Source organism: Duganella sp. SG902, assembly GCF_013376005.1.
In the GTDB taxonomy this organism is placed as follows: domain Bacteria; phylum Pseudomonadota; class Gammaproteobacteria; order Burkholderiales; family Burkholderiaceae_D; genus Rugamonas.
Genome location: NZ_JABMJK010000008.1, coordinates 272,342 through 295,414, shown reverse-complemented (window position 1 = coordinate 295,414; position 23,073 = coordinate 272,342). Strand labels below are relative to the sequence as shown.

The following is a 23,073-nucleotide window of genomic DNA, read 5'->3' as shown; positions in this document are numbered from 1 at the left end:
AGATGGAGGAATTCGCACAACTGCAACCTTCACTCTTTTGAAACCATGTCAACAAAATTATTCCGGACAGCAGTGCGCCTGCGCGGGAATGACGGGGCTCAGGGCACCGGGGGGGCGGGGCTCAGGGCGCCGGGGGGACGGGGCTCAGCGCGCCGGTGGCTGTTGGGCCGCGGCTTTTTTCTCCTCGGCTGCGCGGCGCGCGGCGGCGCGTTCGGCCTTGGCGGCGTTTTCCGCCTTCTTGCGCGCCACTTCCGCCTGGCGATGCTCGGACTCGGCCTTCTTCTTCTCGAACGCGGCGACGTTGGCCGCGCGCTTGGCCGCCTCGGCCGCGTCCTTCTGCTCCTGGCGCTTGACCTTGGCGGCATGCTCCGCCTCGCGGTCGACCACGCGGTGGCCGGCCGGCGCAGCCGGCGCGGCTTTTTCCTCATGCGGCGCCTTGGGCGGCTGGGCGGCGCGCAGCGCGGCATCCTCCGCGTCCTTGCGCGCGCGCTCGGCCAGTTCGGCATCGCGCTTGGCGACCGAGTCGGCGCGCTTGAAGTGCTGGGCGTCGACTTCCACCGCGCGGATCGCGGCCAGTTCCACGCGGCGCTTTTCCTTGGCCTTGTCCAGGCAGTTGTTGACGAAGAACTTGGCCGAGCATTCGCGCTCGCTGGCCGCATATTCCTCGTTGACGGCGGCGCGGTCGCGCGCCACCTTGACCAGCGCGGCGTCGGCCTGCTCCACGGTTTGAACGTTCTGGGCGTGGGCCGCGATGGCCAAGGCGCCCAGCAATGCGATGAATGCTTTCATATTCCGATCCCGTTACGACAGCGAGGCGGCGGCGCCGCGCTGCTGGCGATTCATGTACTCCTGCGACTGCATCTCGACGATGCGCGACACGGTGCGGTGGAATTCGTTGGCCATGGCGCCGTTGGTGTACAGCTCCTCCGGCTCCACTTCGGCCGACATCAGCAGTTTAACGCCCTGGTCGTAGAACACGTCGATCAGCCAGGTGAAGCGGCGCGCCTCCGACGACATGGCGGCCGACATCATCGGCACCCCGGACAATATCACGGTATGGAAACGGCTGGCGATTTCCAGGTAGTCGTTCTGCGAGCGCGGGCCGCCGCACAGGGTGTTGAAGTCGAACCAGATGATGGTGCCGGCGCGCCGCAGCGCGCGGATCTCGCGCGCCTCGATGCGGATTATCGGGTCTTCGTCGGCGGTTTCCGCGATGCTGGCGTAGGCGTCGCGCAGCGCCTTGTCGGTCTGGGCGTTGAGCGGCGTGTAGTAGGCCTCGACCTGCTCCAGCGCGCGGCCGCGATAGTCGATGCCGGCGTCGATGTTCATCACGTCCAGCTTCTCGTACAGCAGCGCGATGGTCGGCAGGATGCGGTCGCGGTGCAGGCCGTCCGGGTACAGCAGCTGCGGATCGTAGTTCGAGGTCATGATGAAGGACACGCCGTTGTCGAACAGCGCCTTCAGCAGGTTGTACATGATCATGGCGTCGGCCACGTCCGAGATGTGGAATTCGTCGAAGCAGATCAGGCGATACTTCCGGGCCACCCGCTTGGCCACCTCGTCCAGCGGATCGGCCACGCCGCGCAGCTCGTCCAGCTGGCGGTGCACGTCGCGCATGAATTCGTGGAAGTGCAGGCGCGTCTTGCGCACCAGCGGCACCACCGAGAAGAAGCTGTCCATCAGGAAGGACTTGCCCCGCCCGACCCCGCCCCACATGTACACGCCCTTCGGCACCGCCGGACGGTTGATCAGGCGCTTGAAGGTGCTGGAGCGTTGCCCCTTGTACTCCACCCATTCGTCATAGCATTGCTGCAGACGGGTGATCGCGCGCTGCTGCGCCTCGTCGGGCTTGTAGCCGCGCTGCGCCAGCGCGTTGTTGTAGTACTCTTGGACGTTCATAAGTTCATTCTGCACAAACAAAAACGGCGGGCCATGACGGCCCGCCCTGTGACTCAAGCTACATGAGTCTTAGAAGTTCAGCGTGCGCTTGTCGATGGCCAGCGCCGCTTCCTTGGTCGCTTCCGACAGCGACGGGTGGGCGTGGCAGATACGCGCGATGTCTTCGGCCGAGGCCTTGAACTCCATCGCCACCACGGCTTCCGAGATCAGCTCCGAAGCCATCGGGCCGATGATGTGCACGCCCAGGATTTCGTCGGTGGTCGCGTCGGCCAGGAACTTGACCATGCCCGAGGTGTCGCCCAGCGCGCGCGCGCGGCCGTTGGCCAGGAATGGGAAGGTGCCGGCCTTGTACGCCACGCCGTCGGCCTTCAGCTGCTGCTCGGTGCGGCCTACCCACGCGATTTCCGGCGAGGTGTAGATCACCCAAGGGATGGTGGCGAAGTTGGTGTGGCCATGCTGGCCGGCCATGCGCTCGGCCACGGCGACACCCTCTTCTTCCGCCTTGTGCGCCAGCATCGGGCCGCGCACCACGTCGCCGATCGCCCATACGCCCGGCAGGTTGGTCTTGCAGTCGTCGTCGACGGCCACGAAGCCGCGCTCGTCCAGCGCCAGGCCCACTTTGTCAGCGGCCAGGCCGTTGGTGTTCGGGGTGCGGCCGATCGAGACGATCAGCTTGTCGAACACGGCGGTGTTGGCTTCGCCCTTGGCGTTGTCGTATTCCACGGTGACGTTGTTGTCGCCCTTGGTGACTTTGTTGATCTTGCAGCCCAGGTTGATGCTCAGGCCCTGCTTGGTGAACAGCTTGTTGGCTTCCTTGGCGATCTGCTCGTCGACGGCGCCCAGGAAGGTCGGCAGGCCTTCCAGCACGGTCACTTCCGAACCCAGGCGACGCCATACCGAACCCATTTCCAGGCCGATCACGCCGGCGCCGATCACGCCCAGCTTCTTCGGCACGTCGCCGATGGCCAGCGCGCCTTCGTTCGACAGGATCAGTTTCTCATCGAACTCCGCGCCTGGCAGGGCACGCGCGTTCGAACCGGTGGCGATGATGACTTGCTTGCCGACGATGGATTCGTTGGCCGGGGCCGACACGGTCAGCGGGTAGCCTTCAGCGGTGGCGGCGCCGGCGAACGAGGCGCGGCCGTGGAAGAAGGTCACCTTGTTTTTCTTGAACAGGAACAGGATGCCGTCGTTGTTTTGCTTCACGACGGTGTCCTTGCGCTTGAGCATTTGCGGCAGGTTCAGCGACAGGCCCGACACGTCAATGCCGTGGTCCTTGAACGCGTGGCCGGCGTGCTCGTAGTGTTCCGACGATTGCAGCAGCGCTTTCGACGGGATGCAGCCGACGTTGGTGCAGGTGCCGCCCGGTGCCGGACCGCCCTTTTCATTCACCCATGCGTCCACGCAGGCAACCGAGAAACCCAGCTGTGCAGCGCGGATAGCGGCGATGTAACCGCCAGGACCGGCGCCGATAACTACTACGTCAAATTGTTTACTCATTTTTTAATTTCCAATCAGTTCGTCTTCTGGAACGAAGATCCACAACAGAATGTAGAGCGCGAGGCCGAAGCCGAAGGTCAGCACGAACAACACAAATAGCAGGCGCCAGATCCAGGAATCGACCCCGGTGATGCGGCCCAGCCCGCCACACACGCCGCCCAGCCAACGGTCGGTGCGCGAACGGCGCAGGCGCGAGATGTCGTTGGAGGTGGCGGGAGCAGCCTGGTTGTTCAGCAAACGGGCCTTGGCGGCGGCGAACTCCTCGTCCGACAGCGCCCCGGCCTGTTGCAGTTCATGCAAACGCTTGATTTCTTCAGCAACGCTCATTCATGACCCCTTAGTAAGCCCCCGGACTGGCCGGGGGCGCAGGCACCAATTACAGGTCCAGCAGCAGGCGTGCGGGATCTTCCAGCGCTTCCTTCATGGCCACCAGGCCCAGCACGGCTTCGCGGCCGTCGATGATGCGGTGGTCGTAGGACATCGCCAGGTAGTTCATCGGACGAACAACGATCTGGCCGTTTTCCACCACGGCGCGGTCCTTGGTGGCGTGCACGCCCAGGATGGCCGATTGCGGCGGGTTGATGATCGGGGTCGACAGCATCGAGCCGAAGGTGCCGCCGTTCGAGATCGAGAAGGTGCCGCCGGTCAGGTCGTCCAGGGTCAGCTTGCCTTCCTTGGCCTTGGCGCCGAACTCACCGATTTTCTTCTCGATTTCAGCGATCGACATCTGGTCGGCGTTGCGCAGGATAGGCACCACCAGGCCGCGCGGCGAACCGACGGCGATACCGATGTCGAAGTAGCCGTGGTAGACGATGTCGTTGCCATCGACCGAGGCGTTCAGGATCGGGTATTTCTTCAGCGCGGCAACGGCGGCCTTGACGAAGAACGACATGAAGCCCAGCTTGACGCCGTGCTCTTTCTCGAACTTGTCCTTGTACTTGTTGCGCAGGTCCATGACCGGAGCCATGTTCACTTCGTTGAAGGTGGTCAGGATGGCGTTGGTCGATTGCGATTGCACCAGGCGCTCGGCGATACGGGCGCGCAGGCGGCTCATCGGCACGCGCTCTTCCGGACGGTCGCCCAGGTTAGGCGCGGCAGGCGCGGCCACTTGGGCCAAGGCTGGCTTGGCGGCCGGCGCGGCCAGCGGCGCTACGGCCGGGGTCGACGATGCCGAGGCGGCCAGGGCGTCGCCCTTGGTCACGCGGCCATCCTTGCCCGAACCGGCGACGTCGGAAGCCGACAGGCCTTTTTCCGACAGGATCTTGGCGGCGGCCGGCATGGCCACGTCGCCTTTCGAGCCACCGGTAGCGGCTGCGGGAGCTGCGGCTGGGGCAGGCGCGGCGGCGGCAGGAGCGGCAGCGGCGGCAGGAGCGGCGGCAACAGCGGCGCCGCCTTCGGTATCGATAATTGCGATCACTTCGTCAGCCACCACGGTGCTGCCGTCGCCCTTGATGATTTGCACCAGGGTGCCAGCGGCAGGTGCCGGCAGTTCCAGAACCACTTTGTCGGTTTCGATATCGATCAGGTTTTCGTCGCGCGAGATGGTGTCGCCGACTTTTTTATGCCAGGTCAGCATGGTTGCTTCAGCGACCGATTCCGACAGTTGAGGAACTTTGACTTCGATTTGTGCCATGAAAAAACTCCGTATATTTGTTTTTGCGGCGCCGCCCTGCGTAGCAAAGGCGGCGCTCCGTTCAATGTGTGGTTCTGATTACTTGGTCAGGATGAAGCCCTTGAGCTTCGAGAAGGCGGTTTCCAGCAGCTCTTTCTGTTGAGCGTAGTGCTTGTCGTAGTAACCGACGGCTGGCGATGCCGAAGCCGGGCGGCCGGCGTACGCCAGGCGCTGGCCCGATTCCAGGCTCTCGAAGATGTTGTGCTGAATCTGGAACCATGGGCCCTGATTCTGCGGTTCGTCCTGTGCCCACACCACTTCGGTCGCGGCCGAGAATTTCTTCAATTCCGCGGCGAACGCCTTGTGCGGGAACGGATACAGCTGCTCGATACGCAGGATGGCGGTGTCGGTCTGGCCGCGGGTCTTGCGCGCGTTGACCAGGTCGTAGTACACCTTGCCCGAGCAGACGATGACGCGTTTGACTTTCTTGGCGTCGATGCTCTCGTCCACTTCACCGATCACGGTCTGGAAGGCGCCCTTGGCCAGTTCGCTCAGCGGCGAACCCGCGTCCTTGTTACGCAGCAGCGATTTCGGGGTCATGATGACCAGCGGCTTGCGGAACTGGCGCACCATCTGGCGACGCAGCACGTGGAAGATCTGCGAGGCGGTGGTTGGCTGCACCACTTGCATGTTGTTGTCGGCGCACAGCTGCAGGAAGCGCTCCGGACGTGCCGACGAGTGCTCCGGACCCTGGCCTTCGTAGCCGTGCGGCAGCAGCATCACCAGGCCCGAGGCGCGGCCCCACTTCACCTCGCCGGAGCTGATGAACTGGTCGATCACAACCTGGGCGCCGTTGACGAAGTCGCCGAACTGGGCTTCCCAGATGGTCAGGGTGTTCGGCTCGGCGGTCGAGTAGCCGTATTCGAAGCCCAGCACCGCCTCTTCCGACAGCACCGAGTCGATCACGGTGAACGGCGCCTGGCCTTCGGCGATGTTCTGCAGCGGCACGTAGGTGCCGGCGTCCCAACGCTCGCGGTTCTGGTCGTGCAGCACGGCGTGGCGGTGGGTGAAGGTGCCGCGGCCGGCGTCCTGGCCGGTCAGGCGCACAGCGTAGCCCGACGATACCAGCGACGCGAAGGCCAGGTGTTCGCCCATGCCCCAGTCCAGGTTGACTTCACCACGGCCCATGGCGGCGCGGTCGGCCAGCACTTTCTCGACCAGCGAGTGCACCTTGAAGTTTTCAGGCACGGTGGTGATGCGGCCGGCCAGGCGTTTCAGCTCGGTCAGCGGCACGGCGGTGTCGGCGGCGTCGGTCCACTTCTTGTTCAGGAACGGCAGCCAGTCAACGGCGAACTTGTTCTTGAAGTTGGAGATCACCGGATCGACGGTGTGCTTGCCGGCGTCCATGGCGTCGCGGTAGGCGGCTTGCATCTGCTCGCCGCCGTCGGCCGGGATCACGCCCTGGGTGGCGAGCTTGTCGGCGTACAGCTTGCGGGTGCCTGGGTGCTTGCCGATTTTCTTGTACATCAGCGGCTGGGTCAGCGCCGGGGTGTCCTGCTCGTTGTGGCCCAGTTTGCGGAAGCAGATGATGTCGACCACGATGTCCTTGCCGAACTGCGCGCGGTAGTCCATGGCGATCTGCGAGGCCAGCACGGTGGCTTCCGGATCGTCGGCGTTCACGTGCAGCACTGGCGCCTCGATCATCTTCACCACGTCGGAGCAGTAGATGGTCGAGCGGGCGTCGCGCGGGTCGGAGGTGGTGAAACCGATCTGGTTGTTGATCACGATGTGCACCGTGCCGCCGGTGCCGTAGCCGCGGGTTTGCGCCAGGTTCAGGGTTTCCATCACAACGCCCTGGCCGGCGAAGGCGGCGTCGCCGTGCACCAGGATAGGCAGCACTTGCTTGCCGGCGTGGTCGCCGCGGCGGTCCATGCGGGCCTTGACCGAACCTTCCACCACCGGGTTGACGATTTCCAGGTGCGACGGGTTGAACGCCAGCGACAGGTGAACCGGGCCGCCGGTGGTCGAGATGTCGGACGAGAAGCCCTGGTGGTACTTCACGTCGCCGGCCGGCAGGTCGTCGCCGTGCTTGCCTTCGAATTCTTCGAACAGGTCCTTGGGCGCCTTGCCCAGGGTGTTGACCAGCACGTTCAGGCGGCCGCGGTGGGCCATGCCGATGACGATTTCCTGCACGCCTTTTTCACCGGCGCGCTGGATGATCTCGTCGATCGAGGCGATGAAGGTTTCGCCGCCTTCCAGCGAGAAGCGTTTTTGACCGACATACTTGGTGTGGAGGTAGCGCTCGAGGCCTTCGGCCGCGGTCAGACGCTCCAGGATGTGCTTTTTCTTTTCCGGGGTGAAGTTCGGGGTCGAGCGGATCGACTCCAGGCGCTCCTGCAGCCAGCGCTTTTCGGCCGGGTCGGAGATGTACATGTACTCCGCGCCGATCGAGCGGGTGTAGGTGTCGCGCAGGAAGTTCAGCAGGTCGCGCAGGGTCGCGGTTTCCGGGCCAAAGTAGGTGTTGCTGATGTTGAATACGGTGTCCATGTCCGCATCCGAGAAGCCGTAGAAGCTTGGCTCCAGTTCAGGAATGCTCGGACGCTCCTGGCGTTGCAGCGGGTCCAGGTTGGCCCAGCGGGAGCCCAGGTAACGGTAGGCTGCGACCAGCTGGGTGACGGCGACGCGCTTGCGGCCCATTTCGGGGTCGCCGGAGGCGGTTACGGTACGGATCGGGCCTTGCTTGGCGCGCTCCGCGAAGGAGGCGATGACGGAAGCGTGCGCCACGTCGGGTTTGTTGGTGCCGTCGACCGCCGGTACGTGCTGCATGGCGTCGAAGTAGGCGCGCCAGTTGTCTGGCACGGAGCCTGGATTGTCGAGATACGCTTCGTACAGTTCTTCAACGTACGGGGCGTTCCCACCAAACAGGTAGGAGTTGGACGTGTATTGTTGCATCATTCTTGCTCACCTTTCTTCGCGCTTCGCGAGGAATTAGCGGGTTAATCTAACCTTCCGCGACACGGCCTGACCGGTTAGCGGATTGCACATCAAGTTGTGGGGAAGGGCTATTTGTTCAGTCTTACCTAAAACGGGCCATTCAGCATAGCACCGGTATTGTATCCCAACAATGATTTACGCGACAAAAACCCGCTAAATGTTTTGTCATTAATTTTCTCTTAAGCCGCATGATTGCTGGCCTCAAGCGCAATATTTGCAGCTTTTTAACGGAAGTTCACCTCCCTTTCGGCGCAAACCAGCTCGCCAGAAAGTCCAGCATGGCGCGCAGCGCCGGCGCCATGTGCTGGCGCGAGGTGTAGATGCCATAGATACCCATGCGCAGAGGAGTGTAGCTCGGGAGCAACGCCACCAGCTTGCCGGCCGCGATCAGCGCGTCGGCGCTGTAGCGCGGCTGCAGGGCGATGCCGGCGCCCTGCTCCGCCGCTTTCAGCAGGATCAAGTCCTCGTTGGCGGACAGATTGCCGCTCACCGGCACCGTCAGCGCGCCGCCCTCCGGCCCGGTGAATTGCCACAGGCTCTTGCCGAAATAGGTGTAGGTCAGGCAATTATGGCCGGCCAGGTCCTGCGGCCGCTGCGGCGTGCCGCGCTCCCGCAGATAGCGCGGCGCCGCGCACACCACCGAGTCGCAGTTGCCCAGCTGGCGGGCGATCAGGTTGGGCTCCAGCGTGTTGGTGACGCGCAGCGCCAGGTCGATGCGCTCTTCGATCAGGTTGACGGCGCGATTGCTCATTTGCAGATCGACCGCCGTGCGCGGGTAGCGCTTCAGAAACTCGCCGACGGCGGCCGCCAGCTCAGCCTGCGCCAGCGATTGCGAGCAGGTGATGCGCAACAGGCCCTGCGGCGTGTCGGCATCGTCGCCGGCCGCCACCGCCATCTCGTCGGCCACCTCCAGCATGCGGCGGCAGCGCGCCAGCGTGAGGTCGCCGGCGTCCGTCAGGCTCAGGCGGCGCGTGCTCCGGTGCAGCAGGCGCGCGCCGGCCCACTCCTCCATCTCGGCCAGATAGCGCGTGACCATGGCGCGCGACATGTCCAGCGTGTCGGCGGCGGCGATCATGCTGCCACGTTCAGCGATGGTGACGAAAACCCGGGCGGCGGTGATGCGATCCATGATTTGTCCGATTTATGCAATTAACAAAGCCAGATTACCGTATTTTTCTATCGCATTGAGAAATTTAAGATGGCGTCATTCTTACTTTTTCTGGAGTGATCATGTTCAAACAAGCCCTGCTGACCGCCGCCCTCGCCACCACCGTCGCCGCCCAGGCCGCGCCTTTGAAGCTCGATGTGTTCAATCCGGGCGAGGCCGCCATTTTCCCGGTGGCCTCGGTCATCGTCAGCGGCGACAAGGACGCCGTGCTGATCGACGCCCAGTTCTCGCGCGGCGAAGCGCTCAAGCTGGTGGAAAAGATCAAGGCCACCGGCAAACACCTGACCACCATCTACATCAGCCACGACGACCCGGACTTCTACTTCGGCCTGGACGTGATCCACGCCGCTTTCCCGGACGCGAAGATCGTTGCCACGCCAGCCGTCATCGCCGGCATCGAAAAGAAAAAAGCCGCCAAGGTGGCCTTCTGGGGCCCCATCCTGAAGGACAACGCGCCGCATGAAGTGATCGTGCCGCAGCCGCTGCAGGGCGACACCATCAAGCTGGAAGGCCAGACGCTGCAAATCAAGGACGCGCCGCGCGGCTACGTGTGGATCCCGTCGATCAAGGCCGTGGTGGGCGGCGTGGTGCTGTTCAACGACCTGCACGTGTGGATGGCCGACACCCAAACGCCGGAATCGCGCCGCCAGTGGCTGGCCACGCTGGATGGCATCGCCGCCCTGAAGCCGGCCACCGTGGTGCCGGGCCACTTCAAGCCGGGCGCGGCGCTGACCACGGAAGCCATCAGCTACACCCGCAACTACGTGATCAGCTTCGAGAACGAGACCGCCAAGGCCGCCGATTCGGCCGCGCTGGTCGCCCGCATGAAAGCGCTGTACCCAAGCGCCGGCCTGCTGGGCGGCCTGGACACCAGCGCCAAGGTCGCGAAAGGCGAGATGAAGTGGTAAGCAGGTGCGCGGTGGAGTGGTACACTGCTGCCTCCGACTTCACCGCCACCTCTGCATGCACACCCTGGAGCAGTTGCGCAGCGGCGCATTGGCAGGCATCACCCGCCTGACCTTGCGCTGCGGCCTCACCGAATTCCCGCGCGAAATCTACGCGCTGGCCGACAGCCTGGAAATCCTCGACCTGTCGGGCAATGCCCTGTCATCGCTGCCGGACGACCTGCCAAGGCTGCGCAAGCTGCGCATCATCTTCTGCTCGGACAACCGGTTCACCGAGCTGCCGGCCGTGCTGGGCGCGTGCCCGGCGCTGACCATGGTCGGCTTCAAGGCCAACCAGATCCGCGAGGTGCCCGCCGCCGCCCTGCCCGCCCAACTGCGCTGGCTGGTGCTGACCGATAACCAGATCGAAACATTGCCGATGGCTCTGGGCGAACGCCCACAGCTGCAAAAGCTGATGCTGGCAGGGAACCGCCTGCGCGCCCTGCCCGCCTCCATGGCGCAGCTACACAAGCTGGAACTGCTGCGCATCGCCAGCAACCAGCTGACCGCGTTGCCGGACTGGCTGCTGGCATTGCCGCGCCTGACATGGCTGGCCTACGCCGGCAATCCGCTGTGCGATGCGCTGGAAGACACGCTGGTGCACACGCCCTCCACCGCCATCCCTTGGCCGACGCTGGCGCTGCGCGAAAAACTGGGCGAAGGCGCCTCGGGCGTCATCTACCGCGCCGACTGGCCTCACGATGACATGGCCGAACCGGTCGCCGTCAAGCTCTTCCGCGCCGCCATGACCAGCGACGGCTCGCCGCTGAGCGAAATGGCCGCCTGCCTCGGCGCCGGTGCGCACCCCAACCTGATCCCCATCCTCGGCCACGTCGAAGACCATCCGGAGAACGCCCACGGCCTCGTGATGGAACTGATCTCGCCAGCCTTCCACAATCTGGCCGGCCCGCCCAGCCTGGACAGCTGCACCCGCGACATCTACGCCGAAGACAAACGTTTCGACCTGCCAGCCGCGCTGAACATCGCCCGCGGCATCGCCTCGGCCGCCGCGCAACTGCACAGCCACGGCATCATGCACGGCGACCTGTACGGCCACAACGTCCTGCACGACGACCACGGCCACACCCTGCTGGGCGACTTCGGCGCCGCCTCGTTCTACGACCCGACCGGCCCGCACGCCGACGCCCTGCAAACCCTGGAAGTGCGCGCCTTCGGCAACCTGCTGGAGGAATTGCTGGACCGCTGCGACGGCGCCCCGCCGCGCCTGCGCCAGCTGCAAACCGCCTGCCAGCAAGGCGGTCCGCGCTTCAACGACATCAAAGAACAGCTAGACAATCCAGTCTAGATAATTTATTCTACATCCATGAGCACCTTACCGAAACCAACCGCCGCCGAACTGGAGATGCTGCGCCTGCTGTACGCGCTCGGCCCCGCCACGGCGCGGCAAGTGCACGAGGCGGCGCTGGAAACGCGTCCGGACACCAGCTACGCCAACGTGCTGCGCGTGTTGCAGGTGATGCACACAAAGGGTCTGCTGAAGCGCGACGAAAGCCAGCGCGCCCACGTCTACGCGCCGGTGCAGGAGCAGGACTCGGTGCAAACCAGCCTGCTGAAAGACCTGATCCAGAAAGCCTTCGCCGGCTCCGGCAAAGCCCTGGTCCTGGCCGCCCTGCGCGGCGGCCACGTCAGCAAAAAAGAGCGCGAGGAAATCCAGGCCCTGCTGGATCAGGAAAAGTAAGCGCAGCTCCGTCATTGCCGACGATCTTCCCCACCTCGCTTTTCGCGCGCAAGCTCCTTCGCCTTACGCCGGAAAGACACCACCCGAAATTGGGTGCGCCTATCATTGAGACACTGCCCGAGGACACGCTCCACGACCAAACCCCTCATCACACTCTTGATCTCCGTCGTACTAAATCCCGCATCTTTCAATATTCTAAAGACATCCTCCGCAAGCTTGACCCTTGCCGCTAAGACTTCGGCGCTACTCAATTCGTTTTTCAATTGCGCAGCCCGACGATGCTCTTCGATAAAGGTGAACCACGATAGAGAACGATATAGAAATTTCCCTACCGGTTTTAACCCGACAAGCTCCGTTACAGCCTTCCGAAAAACACCGGGATCCATTTTGCATCGCTCATCGAGCGCCTTTACCTGTCGGCGTCAAGTCGCGCGCAGGCATCTCGTAGTATGATCGCAACCTGCGGGTTGCTAATCTTGGCCAATAACTCGTCGACACTCGGCATGCCCACCAGCTCAGGCACATCGTGATCGTCTAACTTAGCCTCCAAACGTTCTGCCAGACGCTCCAGCATTCGTATTAACAGCAACTCGCTCTCAGCTGCGTTGAGGCCCGCGATGACAGGCGTCGCCCCCCAGCTGAGCAATCCCCCCGCTGGAACATTTGCCGCAGCCTCTCGAAGTTTGGCAATAGAATCCTCCGAAACTCCATACTGCCGCATGAGCGGTTCAGTGGCCAAAATATCCATGACGCTCTCCCTGCTTAAAAACAGAATACGAGTTCGACTCGCGACTCAGCATTAAGTTCCGTGGGGCCGCCGCTATCCAAAGCTACAATAGTGCCCTTTCATCACGCGTTTCATAATGAACAACCACCTCTCGACTTGGCCGGAACAGGCTCATCCCGTTATTGCAATCATGCTGGCGGTGGCGATTTGCGCCGTGCCGGTCGTGCTGCCACACTTTGATTTGGCCAACCTGCCGGTCAACCTGTTTGCCTATGTGTTCTGCTGCGTGCTGGTGTATCCGTTTGCCTCGCTGCTGCGCCGTCGGGTGACCAGCCTGCCGGCGATCTGGGGCGTGGCCGCGCTGTTCCTGCTGGCGGCCTGCTTCTATCACACCAACATCATCGCCGAGACCGCGAACAGCGTCTGGCCGCAGCGGCGCGATGTCACCCTGGATAAGTTCCTCTACAACCTGCCGCAGCTGACCATCGGCGTGCTGTGCTGGTGGCTGCTGGTGCTGCGTCCGGACCGCCGCAACCGCGCAAGTTGATTTCCTGCCTATTGCCCTCTTGGACGTTTTCCGCTATATTGAACTCGAATTCGTTATAACGAATTTATTTATGCATCAAGAGTCGGTTATCCGACGCCAACCTGCCTCCCCGGGCAAGGTGGATGCCCTTTGTGGCGATGCGGCCTTTTAACGGCAACGAAGCGGGCGCACATGGTTTGCTCCGAATCGAGCCAAGCTTTCAGGAGAAACCATGAGCACGCACACTTCCCTCGATACCCAGTTCCGCATGACGCACACCTTCCATCTGCAATTGGGCGCCAACGAACCCGCCGCCAGCCAGCTGGAAACGACGTTGAAAAGCGCCGAGGCGCGCATCGACAAATGGCTGATCCTGCGGCGCGGCGGCTGTTATGAGCACAGCATCACCGTGGGCGGCATCGGCGAGGCCTCGGCGCGCGCCTTGCGCAAGGCGTTGGCCAGCCTGAACAACGGCATCAAGGTGCATGTCGAACACATGCTGCATTTCGATCGCCCCGCGACACCGCGCTGATCCTGGCTGGCGGGCATCCCGGATTGTGATATTCTTTTCTCAATCCAACTTCTGTCCGCACCATGACGCAGAAAGCCCGCACAGCACGGCGCCACGCCGTGCGCCAGCCAGCCGTGCTGACCATGACCGACGAAAGCCGCCACGAGGTCCATACGCTGGACCTGTCGCACGGCGGCATCAGCCTGCAAACTGAAAGCCAAATCCGCCTGGCGCAATACTGCGCCGTCTCCTTCAAGGTCCAGCTGGGCAACACCGACCACGACGTGCTGGCCATGGGACAAGTGGTCTACAGCGACCCCGACGCCGAACTGGGCTTCAAAACCGGCGTGCAGTTCCTGCGCATCGACGACAACAGCCGCGCAGTCTTCCACCTGCTTCTCCAGGAAAACAAAGCCTGATTTTTAGCTGAGCAGGTCGATTTCACGATCGCCCGTTCGTCGTCATAGCAGGAACGACATTTGAGGAGATGCCCATGACGATCACGATCACCGCCTTCGACCGCTCGCCCGACGGCGGCAAGGGACTGGCGCGCGACACCCGCGTACGCTGGGCGCTGGAAGAAGCCGGCCGCGCGGCTCGGTGCTGCCGCATGACTGGATGGTGACTTTAGCGCCGGCGACCTGACCAGATCTCGGTACTGCAGAGGTCAAGACCGTCGGGCCTTCTGGATGAGTTCCCCAGCCTGGCCGCCTACGTCGCCCGTGGCGAGGCGCGCCCGGCATACCATCGGGCCTTCGCAGATCAGTTGGCATTCAACACCCGGCCGGAGCAGGCGTGAGCATTTCTTCTGTCTCCATTACCGAGCTGATCTTGCTTGCGCTCGGTCTTGCCGCGCTGGGCCTATTCTTGATTAGGGAGCTGCGGGCAATGCAGGAAATGGGAGATGGCAAGTCGCCGCAGGCAGACAAATATGCCATCCCGTGGCGGGCGGTCATGTATGCGCCGCTGGCACACATTCCTGTCACTGCACTGGGCTGGTACGATGGCTTAAGGGGTCTGGTGGCGGTGACCGTGTTTATCACGCCGATGTTTTACGTGGGCATGCTGTTCTGGGGCATACCAGCCTACCTGCTGAGCAGGCGCGAAAAAAAACGGGCCTCAGCCCGTTTTTCCTGATCCGCTAATGGATTAACGCTTGTCCAGCGGCGGCACGTCGCGGGTGGCCGAGCCGATGAACAGTTGGCGTGGACGGCCGATCTTCTGTTCCGGATCGGCGATCATTTCGTTCCACTGGGCGATCCAGCCGATGGTGCGCGCCATCGCGAAGATGCCGGTGAACAGCGACACTGGAATGCCCAGCGCCGATTGCACGATGCCAGAGTAGAAGTCGACGTTCGGGTACAGCTTGCGCGAGACGAAGTATTCGTCGTTCAGCGCGATCTTTTCCAGTTCCATCGCCAGCTTGAACAGCGGGTCGTCCTGCAGGCCCAGCTCGTTCAGCACCTCGTAGCAGGTTTCGCGCATCAGCTTGGCGCGCGGGTCGAAGTTCTTGTACACGCGGTGACCGAAGCCCATCAGCTTCACGCCCGAGTTCTTGTCTTTCACCTGGGCGATGAAGGCAGGAATGTTCTCGACCGAGCCGATTTCCTTCAGCATGGTCAGGGCCGCCTCGTTGGCGCCGCCGTGGGCAGGGCCCCACAGGCAGGCGATGCCGGCTGCGATACAGGCGAACGGGTTGGCGCCCGACGAACCGGCCAGACGGACGGTCGAGGTCGACGCGTTCTGCTCGTGGTCGGCGTGCAGGATCAGGATGCGGTCCAGCGCGCGCACCAGCACGTCGTTGACCTTGTATTCTTCGCATGGGTTGCCGAACATCATGCGCATGAAGTTGGCCGAGTACGACAGGTCGTTGCGCGGGTACATGAACGGCTGGCCGATCGAGTACTTGTAGGCCATGGCGACCAGGGTCGGCATCTTGGCGATCAGGCGGATGGCCGAGATTTCACGCTGCTTGGCGTCGTTGATGTCCAGCGAGTCGTGGTAGAACGAGGCCAGCGCGCCGACCGTACCCACCAGCACCGACATCGGGTGCGCGTCGCGGCGGAAGCCGCGGAAGAAGAATTGCATCTGCTCGTGCACCATGGTGTGCTTGGACACGGTTTCAACGAACTCTTTCTTCTGCGCCGCGTTCGGCAGTTCGCCGTTCAGCAGCAGGTAGCACGATTCCATGAAGTCGGCGTTCACGGCCAGCTGTTCGATCGGGTAGCCGCGGTATTGCAGCTCGCCCTTGTCGCCGTCGATGTAGGTGATCGACGAGTTGCACGACGCGGTCGACATGAAGCCGGGGTCGTAGGTGAACTTGCCGGTGGCGCCGTACAGCTTGCGGATGTCGATCACGTCAGGACCGACGGTGCCTTTGTAGATCGGGAATTCAACCGCTGGGCTGCCATCGGAAAACGAGAGAGTGGCTTTGTTATCAGAGATGTTCATGGACTCTTCCTTCTTGGAGAGATGATGCAAGTAAAAGAAACTGGGTGTGCTACTAGGCCAGGCGCAACCGCTGCAGCAGCGCATGCACGTGCGGCAGATCGATCTCGCCTTCCGGCTCTTTACGGGCCAGTACCAGATCCATCAGGGCATTGTCCGACAAGTCGAGGAGCCGCGTGAGTGCGTCCACTTCGTCGTCGGTCAATTCGGTTTCATGCGCATCCAGAAAACGGGTCAGGATGATGTCGTTTTCCAGCAGACCCCGGCGGGCGCGCCAGCGCAGGCGGGCGCGGTTGGCTGGGTCGGACTGATGCGCAGAAGGGTTCGTTTCAGTCATAATTTTGCTACTCTACACTTAACCGTCATTCCCGCGCAGGCGGGAATCCATACTCAGCATGGGTTCCCGCCTGCGCGGGAACGACGGGGCCTACTTAGATCGCGCGGCGTACCATCAACTCTTTGATCTTGCCGATCGCCTTGTTCGGGTTCAGACCTTTCGGGCAGACGTCGACGCAGTTCATGATCGAGTGGCAGCGGAACAGGCGGTACGGGTCTTCCAGGTTGTCCAGGCGCTGGCCGGTGGCTTCGTCGCGCGAGTCGGCGATGAAGCGGTAGGCTTGCAGCAGGCCGGCCGGGCCGACGAACTTGTCCGGGTTCCACCAGAACGACGGGCAGGAGGTCGAGCAGCACGCGCACAGGATGCACTCGTACAGGCCGTCCAGCTCCTCGCGCTGTTCCGGGGTTTGCAGGCGTTCCTTCTCAGGACGGATCGAATCGTTGATCAGGTAAGGCTTGATCGAGTCGTACTGCTTGAAGAACTGGGTCATGTCGACGATCAGGTCGCGGATCACCGGCAGGCCTGGCAGCGGACGCAGCACGATAGGCTCGGTCAGCTCGTTCAGGTTGGTGGTGCAGGCCAGGCCGTTCTTGCCGTTGATGTTCATCGCGTCCGAACCGCACACGCCTTCGCGGCACGAGCGGCGCAGGGCCAGCGAGTCGTCGACGTCGGACTTGATGCGCTGCAGGGCGTCCAGCAGCATCTTGTCGGTGTCTTTCAGCTCGACAGTCACGTCCTGCATGTACGGCTTGGCGTCCTGGTCCGGATCGTAACGGTAAATTTTCAGTTTAAGAGTGCGTGCCATGTTGATATAGCCTTAGAAAGTACGTGGTTTCGGTTTGAAGGTATCAACCGTCAGCGGCTTGGTCACGACCGCCTTGTATTCGAGGCGGTTGCCTTCCGAGTACCACAGGGTGTGCTTCATCCAGTTGTCGTCGTCGCGCTGCGGGAAGTCGTTGTGGGCGTGGGCGCCGCGCGATTCCTTGCGGGCCGCCGCCGACACGATGGTCGCCTTGGCGGTTTCGATCAGGTTGTCCAGCTCCAGCGCTTCCACGCGGGCGGTGTTGAACACCTTGGACTTGTCCTTGAACGAGACGTGCTTGCGGCGCTCGTCCAGCTTCATGATCTCTTCGACGCCCTTCTGCAGCATGTCGTCGGTGCGGAACACGCCGCAGTACTTCTGCATCGAGGCGCGGATGTCGTTGGCCACGCCCTGCACTTTTTCGCCGCCGGTCGAGGTTTCCAGCTTGTTCAGACGGTCCAGCGCGAAGTCGGCCGCGTCTTTCGGCAGCGGCTTGTTCTCTTTCTGCTTGAGGTTCGACGCGACCACGTGGTTGCCGGCCGCGCGGCCGAACACCACCAGGTCCAGCAGCGAGTTGGTGCCCAGGCGGTTGGCGCCGTGCACCGAGACGCAGGCGCATTCGCCGATCGCGTACAGGCCGTTGACCACTTTCTGGGTGCCGTCGCCGTTCGGCGTGACCACCTGACCGTGGATGTTGGTTGGAATACCGCCCATCTGGTAGTGGATGGTCGGCACGACAGGGATCGGTTCCTTGGTGGCGTCGACGTTGGCGAACTTGTGGCCGATTTCCAGAATCGACGGCAGGCGCTTCTCGATGGTGTCCTTGCCGATGTGGCGCAGGTCCAGCATGACGTGGTCCTTGTTCGGACCGCAGCCGCGGCCTTCCTTGATTTCCTGGTCCATCGAGCGGGACACGAAGTCGCGCGGCGCCAGGTCTTTCAGGGTAGGCGCGTAACGCTCCATGAAGCGCTCGCCTTCCGAGTTGATCAGGATACCGCCTTCACCGCGCACACCCTCGGTGATCAGCACGCCCGCGCCGGCCACGCCGGTCGGGTGGAACTGCCAGAATTCCATGTCCTGCAGCGGCAGGCCGGCGCGTGCCGCCATGCCCATGCCGTCGCCGGTGTTGATGAAGGCGTTGGTCGAGGCCGCGAAGATACGGCCGGCGCCGCCGGTGGCGAAGATGGTGGTCTTGGCTTCCAGCATCATGACTTCGCCGGTTTCCATTTCCAAGGCCACCACGCCAACCACGTCGCCCTCGGCGTCGCGGATCAGGTCCAGCGCCATCCACTCGACGAAGAAGTGGGTGCGGGCGCGCACGTTGCGCTGGTACAGGGTGTGCAGCAGGGCGTGGCCGGTACGGTCGGCCGCGGCGCAGGCGCGCTGCACGGCTTTTTCACCGAAGTTGGCGGTGTGGCCGCCGAACGGACGCTGGTAGATGGTGCCGTCCGGGTTGCGGTCGAACGGCATGCCGAAGTGTTCCAGCTCGTACACGACCTTCGGTGCTTCGCGGCACATGAATTCAATCGCGTCCTGGTCGCCCAGGTAGTCGCCACCCTTGACGGTGTCGAACATGTGCCAGAACCAGTTGTCCTCGGCCATATTGCCCAGCGAGGCGCCGATGCCGCCCTGCGCCGCCACGGTGTGGGAACGGGTCGGGAACACTTTGGAGAGAACAGCCACGTTCAGGCCGGCCTCGGCCAGTTGCAGCGATGCGCGCATGCCGGAGCCGCCGGCGCCGACGATTACCGCGTCAAAGCGGCGGGTAGGGATTGCAGATTTGATAGCTGCCACGATTACACACTCCAGATAATTTGAATCGACCACACGGCGCAACCGATCAGCCAGGCGATGGTGGCGATTTGCAGGGTCAGGCGCAGGCCGACGGCGCGCACATAGTCCATCCAGACGTCGCGCATGCCCACCCAGGCGTGGTAGAACAGGCCGATCAGGGTGACGGCGGTCACCAGCTTGAACCACTGCTGGGCGAACAGGCCGGCCCAGCCTTCATAGGTAAAGTTCTGGCCGCTCAGGAAGGACAGGACCAGGGTGGCGGTGTACAGCACCATGATGACTGCGGTGACGCGTTGCGCCAGCCAGTCGCGCATGCCGTAGGACGCGCCAACCACGCGGCGCTTAGGGCCGATACCGTTATCGTTGATGGACATTTCAGAAGACTCCAAACAGTTTCAGGGCGATCAGGGCGGTCAGCACCAGGCTGATGACCAGCACGGTGGCGGACGATTTGCGTGCCGAGTGCTTGTCCAGGCCGATGTGCAGGTCCATCACCAGGTGACGGATGCCGGCGATCATGTGGTGCAGGAAGCTCCACGACAGGCCCAGGATGATCAGCTTGACCAGCGGATAGGTGACGAAACCTTCGTAATACGCGAAAGAGATCTCGGAACGCAGCGAATTCTGCAAGAGATACAGCACGAACGGCAGCAGCAGGAACATGCCCACGCCCGAAATACGGTGCAGGATGGACACGATGGCAGCCAATGGCATGCGGTAGTTGGACAGTTCGGTAACGTGAATGTTACGGAACTCCGGCCGTTCTTTTTTAGGGGCTTCCCTTACGGCTTCTGACATAACAAGACCTCCTCAGGCTATAACAAAAATTTGGTAAGACTGCGATTTTCGCCGATTTCCGCATCCATAACCAATATCTATTGTCACATATAACTAAAATAGTGTTTGGCAACACTGGCTGGCGGCCACTTTCCGTAGCTCAACGTATTATCAGCGCAACAATGCTACAGGCGTGTGACGCGCCCTTTTGTGTGCGCTGTGTCTCCTTCAATTCAACTCGTTGTGATAATGGTGGCGCTCGGTCAAATACAGGCCGCGGCGCAACTCCACCGGCTTGTCACCATAGGTAAACGAGACCCGTTCCGACGCCAGCAGCGGCGTGTTCACGGCGATGTGCAGCAGCGCGGCGTCGCCCTCGGCGGCGCAGACGGCGCGGATTTTTTCGGTGGCACGGATCATGCGCGTGCCGAATTCGGACTCGAACAGGCCGTACATCGGCCCCTTGTACTCTTCCAGCCGCTCGGCGGTCAATCCCTTGAAGGTCAGGCCCGGCAGCCACAGCTCCTCGACGATGGTCGGCACGGCATCGAATGATTGTACGCGCTTGATGAAAATGACGGCGTCGCCGGACTTCAAATCAAGCAGGCGCGCCACGTCGGCCGGCGCGCGCATGCGCTTGACTTCGATGAACTTGCTTTCAGGGTAGTGCGGCACGCCCTCGTCCGGCATCAGGCGCAGGAAGCGGAAATGCGCGCGCGCCTCGTGGTGGGTGGAGACGAAGGTGCCCTTGCCCTGCTTGCGCACCACCAGGTTTTCCGCCGCCAGCTCGTCGATCGCCTTGCGCACGGTCCCCTGGCTCACCTTGAAACGGTTGGCCAGCTCGACTTCGCTGGGGATCAGCTCGCCCGGCTTCCATTCGCCGGACTGCAGGCTCTGCGTGATGAGGGCCTTGATTTGCTGATACAGGGGAGAGAAAGTGGGGGACGAGCCGCCGGCGCCGCCGGCGTTGGCGGCGGCGGGATGGTTGTTCGGATTGGGCGGCGCGGAACTCATAGCCCACGATTTCACCACAAAAGACCTGTGCCGTCCAGAAAAAATGGCAATAACTAATCTGTCTTATATAAGACATAAGATAGAATTGACAGATAGTGGCGCCCAGCCTACACTCCCGAGGCTACGCTTGCCAGATACATGATTATAAGCGTTGCATTTTGCAGTATGATTACGGTTTCCGGACCGGCCGCCGGTCCTGCTTCACGAACGATTCACTTCCCACTTTGGAGATTCATCATGGCTAAAACCCCTCTGCGTGTTGCTGTTACCGGCGCCGCCGGCCAAATCGGCTACGCCCTGCTGTTCCGCATCGCCAACGGCGACATGCTCGGCAAGGACCAACCAGTTATCCTGCAACTGCTGGAAATCCCTGACGAAAAAGCACAGAAGGCGCTGAAGGGCGTCATGATGGAAATCGACGACTGCGCCTTCCCGCTGCTGACCGAGATGACCGCCCACTCCGACCCGCTGACCGCGTTCAAGGACGTCGACTACGCCGTGCTGGTGGGCGCCCGCCCACGCGGCCCAGGCATGGAACGCAAGGACCTGCTGGAAGCCAACGCCCAGATCTTCACCGCCCAGGGCAAGGCGCTGGACCAGGTCGCATCGCGCAACGTCAAAGTGCTGGTGGTCGGCAACCCGGCCAACACCAACGCCTACATCGCCATGAAATCGGCGCCGTCGCTGCCGGCCAAGAACTTCACCGCCATGCTGCGCCTGGACCACAACCGCGCGCTGTCGCAAGTGGCCGCCAAGACCGGCACCCAGGTGAAGGACATCGAGAAGCTGACCGTGTGGGGCAACCACTCGCCAACCATGTACGCCGACTACCGCTTCGCCACCGTGAACGGCAAATCGGTGAAAGAGCTGATCAACGACCAGGAATGGAACGCCAACACCTTCCTGCCGACCGTGGGCAAGCGCGGCGCCGCCATCATCGAGGCGCGCGGCCTGTCGTCGGCCGCATCGGCCGCCAACGCCGCCATCGACCACGTGCACGACTGGCACGTCGGCACCAACGGCAAGTGGACCACCATGGGCGTACCATCGGATGGTTCGTACGGCATCCCTGAAGGCATCGTGTTCGGCTTCCCTGTGACCACCGAAAACGGCGAATACAAAATCGTCCAGGGCCTGGAAATCGACGCCTTCTCGCAAGAGCGCATCAACCTGACCCTGAAGGAACTGACCGAAGAGCGCGAAGGCGTCAAGCACCTGCTGCCATAATCTTCGCCGCTCCAGTGGAACCGGTCAAACCACCGATCCGCCGTACCCGCCGCGCTGCCGAGAGCAGCGCGGCGGTTATTTCTTCACCCGACCCATCACGCATGCACCCATCCGAGGTTTTATTCCAGGGTAACCGCCAGCCGCTGCTGCTGCCCGCCTGCGATCACTACGCCGGCTCCGAAAAGCTGATGCGCAAGTCGATCGCCCTGCAACAAGAACTTGGCCCCGTGTTCGACATCACCCTCGATTGCGAGGACGGCGCCAGCGCCGGCAACGAGGAGGCCCACGCGCGGCTGATCGTCGAGCTGCTCAACTCCGAAGAGAACCAATTCAACCGCATCGGCGCCCGCGTGCACGACGCCGGCAGCCCGCACTTCGCCAGGGACGTCGAGATCATCTGCGCCGCCGCCCCGCGCCTGGCCTACATCATGCTGCCCAAGGCCAACAGCGTGGCCGAGGTCGAGCGCGCCATCAAGCTGATCAACACGCACGCCGCCAAGGCCGGCCGCAAGGACCTGCCGGTGCACGTGCTGATCGAAACCCACGGCGCGCTGCGCGACGCCTACCCGATCGCCGCCCTGCCCCAGGTGCAGAGCCTGTCGTTCGGCATCATGGATTTCGTCTCCTCGCACTACGGCGCGATTCCCGCCAACGCCATGCGCACGCCGGGCCAGTTCACCCACCCGCTGGTGGTGCGCGCCAAGCTCGAGATCGCCGCCGCCTGCCACGCGCACGGCAAGGTGCCGTCGCACAACGTCACCACCGAGATCAAGGACACGGCGGTGGCCGCCAACGACGCCCAGCGCGCCGCCGCCGAATTCGGCTACACGCGCATGTGGAGCATCCACCCGAACCAGATCAAGCCGATCATCAAGACCTTCACCCCGCGCCTGTCCGAGGTCAGCGAGGCGGCCGCCATCCTGCACGAGGCCGCCGCCGTGCAATGGGGGCCGATCTCCCAAAATGGCCGATTGCACGACCGCGCCAGCTACAGATATTATTGGACCGTTTTGCAACGCGCCAAGCTCGCCGGGCTCACCCTGCCCGAGTCGGTGGCCGCGCTGTTCAACGGCAGTACCACCGATCACCCATAG

At 62.8% G+C, this 23,073-nt stretch carries 25 protein-coding genes and 1 riboswitch; of the genes, 10 read left to right on the top strand and 15 right to left on the bottom strand.

Going from position 1 to position 23,073, the window contains the following annotated elements; translation table 11 throughout:
- Window positions 1–144: 144 nt before the first annotated feature.
- The 7 genes from FHW83_RS18860 to FHW83_RS18830 all read right to left on the bottom strand — a co-directional run bounded on the left by FHW83_RS18860 (window position 145) and on the right by FHW83_RS18830 (window position 9,134).
- Window positions 145–789 carry a hypothetical protein gene (locus FHW83_RS18860; protein ID WP_176647875.1) on the bottom strand — a complete coding sequence of 215 codons (645 nt, stop codon included), beginning with the start codon at window positions 787–789 and terminating at the stop codon, window positions 145–147.
- Window positions 790–801: 12 nt separating this feature from the next.
- Entirely contained in the window at window positions 802–1,899 is a 1,098-nt protein-coding gene (gene zapE / locus FHW83_RS18855; protein WP_176647874.1) for a cell division protein ZapE, read from the bottom strand.
- Window positions 1,900–1,968: 69 nt separating this feature from the next.
- Window positions 1,969–3,399, bottom strand: coding sequence for a dihydrolipoyl dehydrogenase (gene lpdA / locus FHW83_RS18850; RefSeq protein ID WP_176647873.1), 1,431 nt, complete (start codon window positions 3,397–3,399; stop codon window positions 1,969–1,971).
- Between the two features lie 3 nt (window positions 3,400–3,402).
- Window positions 3,403–3,726 carry a PspC domain-containing protein gene (locus FHW83_RS18845; RefSeq protein WP_176647872.1) on the bottom strand — a complete coding sequence of 108 codons (324 nt, stop codon included), beginning with the start codon at window positions 3,724–3,726 and terminating at the stop codon, window positions 3,403–3,405.
- Between the two features lie 49 nt (window positions 3,727–3,775).
- Window positions 3,776–5,032: a 2-oxoglutarate dehydrogenase complex dihydrolipoyllysine-residue succinyltransferase gene (odhB, locus tag FHW83_RS18840; RefSeq protein ID WP_176647871.1), complete on the bottom strand. Its 1,257-nt coding sequence runs from the start codon at window positions 5,030–5,032 to the stop codon at window positions 3,776–3,778.
- A 78-nt stretch (window positions 5,033–5,110) separates the two neighbouring features.
- The gene (locus tag FHW83_RS18835; RefSeq protein ID WP_176647870.1) at window positions 5,111–7,966 is read right to left on the bottom strand and encodes a 2-oxoglutarate dehydrogenase E1 component; all 2,856 of its coding nucleotides are present in this window, start codon (window positions 7,964–7,966) and stop codon (window positions 5,111–5,113) included.
- Window positions 7,967–8,240: 274 nt separating this feature from the next.
- Complete coding sequence (locus tag FHW83_RS18830) at window positions 8,241–9,134, bottom strand: LysR family transcriptional regulator (protein WP_176647869.1); 894 nt, start codon at window positions 9,132–9,134, stop codon at window positions 8,241–8,243.
- A 101-nt stretch (window positions 9,135–9,235) separates the two neighbouring features.
- On the opposite strand from FHW83_RS18830, the gene FHW83_RS18825 reads away from it, so the two are divergent.
- The 3 genes from FHW83_RS18825 to FHW83_RS18815 are packed head-to-tail and all read left to right on the top strand — an operon-like array spanning window position 9,236 to window position 11,816.
- Window positions 9,236–10,081, top strand: a complete 846-nt coding sequence (locus FHW83_RS18825; RefSeq protein ID WP_176647868.1) for an MBL fold metallo-hydrolase — start codon at window positions 9,236–9,238, stop codon at window positions 10,079–10,081.
- Between the two features lie 55 nt (window positions 10,082–10,136).
- Complete coding sequence (locus FHW83_RS18820; protein ID WP_176647867.1) at window positions 10,137–11,423, top strand: leucine-rich repeat-containing protein kinase family protein; 1,287 nt, start codon at window positions 10,137–10,139, stop codon at window positions 11,421–11,423.
- Between the two features lie 18 nt (window positions 11,424–11,441).
- Window positions 11,442–11,816: a BlaI/MecI/CopY family transcriptional regulator gene (locus FHW83_RS18815; protein WP_176647866.1), complete on the top strand. Its 375-nt coding sequence runs from the start codon at window positions 11,442–11,444 to the stop codon at window positions 11,814–11,816.
- Between the two features lie 409 nt (window positions 11,817–12,225).
- Here the strand turns inward: FHW83_RS18815 and FHW83_RS18810 are convergent, their stop codons facing one another.
- Window positions 12,226–12,564, bottom strand: coding sequence for a hypothetical protein (locus FHW83_RS18810; protein WP_176647865.1), 339 nt, complete (start codon window positions 12,562–12,564; stop codon window positions 12,226–12,228).
- A gap of 115 nt (window positions 12,565–12,679) precedes the next feature.
- Between FHW83_RS18810 and FHW83_RS18805 the strand changes: the two genes are divergently transcribed.
- From FHW83_RS18805 to FHW83_RS18785, 5 genes are all read left to right on the top strand, one after another.
- Window positions 12,680–13,090, top strand: coding sequence for a hypothetical protein (locus FHW83_RS18805; RefSeq protein ID WP_176647864.1), 411 nt, complete (start codon window positions 12,680–12,682; stop codon window positions 13,088–13,090).
- Window positions 13,091–13,157: 67 nt separating this feature from the next.
- A riboswitch (SAM-I-IV-variant riboswitch) is annotated at window positions 13,158–13,261 on the top strand.
- Window positions 13,262–13,301: 40 nt separating this feature from the next.
- Window positions 13,302–13,601 (top strand): hypothetical protein, encoded by a 300-nt coding sequence (locus FHW83_RS18800; RefSeq protein WP_176647863.1) that lies wholly within the window; start codon window positions 13,302–13,304, stop codon window positions 13,599–13,601.
- Between the two features lie 62 nt (window positions 13,602–13,663).
- Window positions 13,664–13,999: a PilZ domain-containing protein gene (locus FHW83_RS18795; protein WP_176647862.1), complete on the top strand. Its 336-nt coding sequence runs from the start codon at window positions 13,664–13,666 to the stop codon at window positions 13,997–13,999.
- A gap of 74 nt (window positions 14,000–14,073) precedes the next feature.
- A complete protein-coding gene (locus FHW83_RS31365) occupies window positions 14,074–14,205 on the top strand; it encodes a hypothetical protein (RefSeq protein WP_373997234.1) in 132 nt (43 codons plus the stop codon).
- A 170-nt stretch (window positions 14,206–14,375) separates the two neighbouring features.
- Complete coding sequence (locus FHW83_RS18785) at window positions 14,376–14,717, top strand: hypothetical protein (RefSeq protein WP_176647861.1); 342 nt, start codon at window positions 14,376–14,378, stop codon at window positions 14,715–14,717.
- 12 nt (window positions 14,718–14,729) lie between these two features.
- Here FHW83_RS18785 and gltA read toward each other — a convergent pair whose 3' ends face one another.
- The 7 genes from gltA to FHW83_RS18750 all read right to left on the bottom strand — a co-directional run bounded on the left by gltA (window position 14,730) and on the right by FHW83_RS18750 (window position 20,752).
- On the bottom strand, window positions 14,730–16,031 hold the full coding sequence (gene gltA, locus FHW83_RS18780) for a citrate synthase (RefSeq protein WP_176647860.1): 1,302 nt from the start codon (window positions 16,029–16,031) through the stop codon (window positions 14,730–14,732).
- A gap of 52 nt (window positions 16,032–16,083) precedes the next feature.
- Window positions 16,084–16,365, bottom strand: coding sequence for a succinate dehydrogenase assembly factor 2 (locus tag FHW83_RS18775; protein WP_176647859.1), 282 nt, complete (start codon window positions 16,363–16,365; stop codon window positions 16,084–16,086).
- Window positions 16,366–16,459: 94 nt separating this feature from the next.
- Window positions 16,460–17,170: a succinate dehydrogenase iron-sulfur subunit gene (locus tag FHW83_RS18770; protein ID WP_155463463.1), complete on the bottom strand. Its 711-nt coding sequence runs from the start codon at window positions 17,168–17,170 to the stop codon at window positions 16,460–16,462.
- A 12-nt stretch (window positions 17,171–17,182) separates the two neighbouring features.
- Window positions 17,183–18,961 (bottom strand): succinate dehydrogenase flavoprotein subunit, encoded by a 1,779-nt coding sequence (gene sdhA, locus FHW83_RS18765; RefSeq protein ID WP_176647858.1) that lies wholly within the window; start codon window positions 18,959–18,961, stop codon window positions 17,183–17,185.
- A gap of 2 nt (window positions 18,962–18,963) precedes the next feature.
- The gene (sdhD, locus tag FHW83_RS18760) at window positions 18,964–19,335 is read right to left on the bottom strand and encodes a succinate dehydrogenase, hydrophobic membrane anchor protein (protein ID WP_176647857.1); all 372 of its coding nucleotides are present in this window, start codon (window positions 19,333–19,335) and stop codon (window positions 18,964–18,966) included.
- Between the two features lies 1 nt (window position 19,336).
- Complete coding sequence (gene sdhC, locus FHW83_RS18755) at window positions 19,337–19,759, bottom strand: succinate dehydrogenase, cytochrome b556 subunit (RefSeq protein WP_176647856.1); 423 nt, start codon at window positions 19,757–19,759, stop codon at window positions 19,337–19,339.
- A gap of 207 nt (window positions 19,760–19,966) precedes the next feature.
- Window positions 19,967–20,752: a GntR family transcriptional regulator gene (locus FHW83_RS18750; protein ID WP_176647855.1), complete on the bottom strand. Its 786-nt coding sequence runs from the start codon at window positions 20,750–20,752 to the stop codon at window positions 19,967–19,969.
- 237 nt (window positions 20,753–20,989) lie between these two features.
- On the opposite strand from FHW83_RS18750, the gene FHW83_RS18745 reads away from it, so the two are divergent.
- On the top strand, window positions 20,990–21,979 hold the full coding sequence (locus FHW83_RS18745) for a malate dehydrogenase (protein WP_176647854.1): 990 nt from the start codon (window positions 20,990–20,992) through the stop codon (window positions 21,977–21,979).
- Between the two features lie 101 nt (window positions 21,980–22,080).
- Window positions 22,081–23,073: a CoA ester lyase gene (locus FHW83_RS18740; RefSeq protein ID WP_176647853.1), complete on the top strand. Its 993-nt coding sequence runs from the start codon at window positions 22,081–22,083 to the stop codon at window positions 23,071–23,073.

Excerpts from the sequence above, each read along its gene's own strand:
- sdhC (WP_176647856.1), bottom strand. The coding sequence starts at position 19,759 with ATGTCAGAAGCCGTAAGGGAAGCCCCTAAAAAAGAACGGCCGGAGTTC.
- FHW83_RS18830 (WP_176647869.1), bottom strand. The coding sequence starts at position 9,134 with ATGGATCGCATCACCGCCGCCCGGGTTTTCGTCACCATCGCTGAACGT.
- FHW83_RS18815 (WP_176647866.1), top strand. The coding sequence starts at position 11,442 with ATGAGCACCTTACCGAAACCAACCGCCGCCGAACTGGAGATGCTGCGC.
- FHW83_RS18770 (WP_155463463.1), bottom strand. The coding sequence starts at position 17,170 with ATGGCACGCACTCTTAAACTGAAAATTTACCGTTACGATCCGGACCAG.
- FHW83_RS18795 (WP_176647862.1), top strand. The coding sequence starts at position 13,664 with ATGACGCAGAAAGCCCGCACAGCACGGCGCCACGCCGTGCGCCAGCCA.
- gltA (WP_176647860.1), bottom strand. The coding sequence starts at position 16,031 with ATGAACATCTCTGATAACAAAGCCACTCTCTCGTTTTCCGATGGCAGC.
- FHW83_RS18810 (WP_176647865.1), bottom strand. The coding sequence starts at position 12,564 with ATGGATATTTTGGCCACTGAACCGCTCATGCGGCAGTATGGAGTTTCG.
- FHW83_RS18775 (WP_176647859.1), bottom strand. The coding sequence starts at position 16,365 with ATGACTGAAACGAACCCTTCTGCGCATCAGTCCGACCCAGCCAACCGC.
- FHW83_RS18820 (WP_176647867.1), top strand. The coding sequence starts at position 10,137 with ATGCACACCCTGGAGCAGTTGCGCAGCGGCGCATTGGCAGGCATCACC.
- FHW83_RS18805 (WP_176647864.1), top strand. The coding sequence starts at position 12,680 with ATGAACAACCACCTCTCGACTTGGCCGGAACAGGCTCATCCCGTTATT.
- FHW83_RS18845 (WP_176647872.1), bottom strand. The coding sequence starts at position 3,726 with ATGAGCGTTGCTGAAGAAATCAAGCGTTTGCATGAACTGCAACAGGCC.
- FHW83_RS18740 (WP_176647853.1), top strand. The coding sequence starts at position 22,081 with ATGCACCCATCCGAGGTTTTATTCCAGGGTAACCGCCAGCCGCTGCTG.
- FHW83_RS18825 (WP_176647868.1), top strand. The coding sequence starts at position 9,236 with ATGTTCAAACAAGCCCTGCTGACCGCCGCCCTCGCCACCACCGTCGCC.
- FHW83_RS18750 (WP_176647855.1), bottom strand. The coding sequence starts at position 20,752 with ATGAGTTCCGCGCCGCCCAATCCGAACAACCATCCCGCCGCCGCCAAC.
- odhB (WP_176647871.1), bottom strand. The coding sequence starts at position 5,032 with ATGGCACAAATCGAAGTCAAAGTTCCTCAACTGTCGGAATCGGTCGCT.
- FHW83_RS31365 (WP_373997234.1), top strand. The coding sequence starts at position 14,074 with ATGACGATCACGATCACCGCCTTCGACCGCTCGCCCGACGGCGGCAAG.
- FHW83_RS18800 (WP_176647863.1), top strand. The coding sequence starts at position 13,302 with ATGAGCACGCACACTTCCCTCGATACCCAGTTCCGCATGACGCACACC.
- FHW83_RS18860 (WP_176647875.1), bottom strand. The coding sequence starts at position 789 with ATGAAAGCATTCATCGCATTGCTGGGCGCCTTGGCCATCGCGGCCCAC.
- lpdA (WP_176647873.1), bottom strand. The coding sequence starts at position 3,399 with ATGAGTAAACAATTTGACGTAGTAGTTATCGGCGCCGGTCCTGGCGGT.
- FHW83_RS18835 (WP_176647870.1), bottom strand. The coding sequence starts at position 7,966 with ATGATGCAACAATACACGTCCAACTCCTACCTGTTTGGTGGGAACGCC.
- FHW83_RS18745 (WP_176647854.1), top strand. The coding sequence starts at position 20,990 with ATGGCTAAAACCCCTCTGCGTGTTGCTGTTACCGGCGCCGCCGGCCAA.
- zapE (WP_176647874.1), bottom strand. The coding sequence starts at position 1,899 with ATGAACGTCCAAGAGTACTACAACAACGCGCTGGCGCAGCGCGGCTAC.
- sdhD (WP_176647857.1), bottom strand. The coding sequence starts at position 19,335 with ATGTCCATCAACGATAACGGTATCGGCCCTAAGCGCCGCGTGGTTGGC.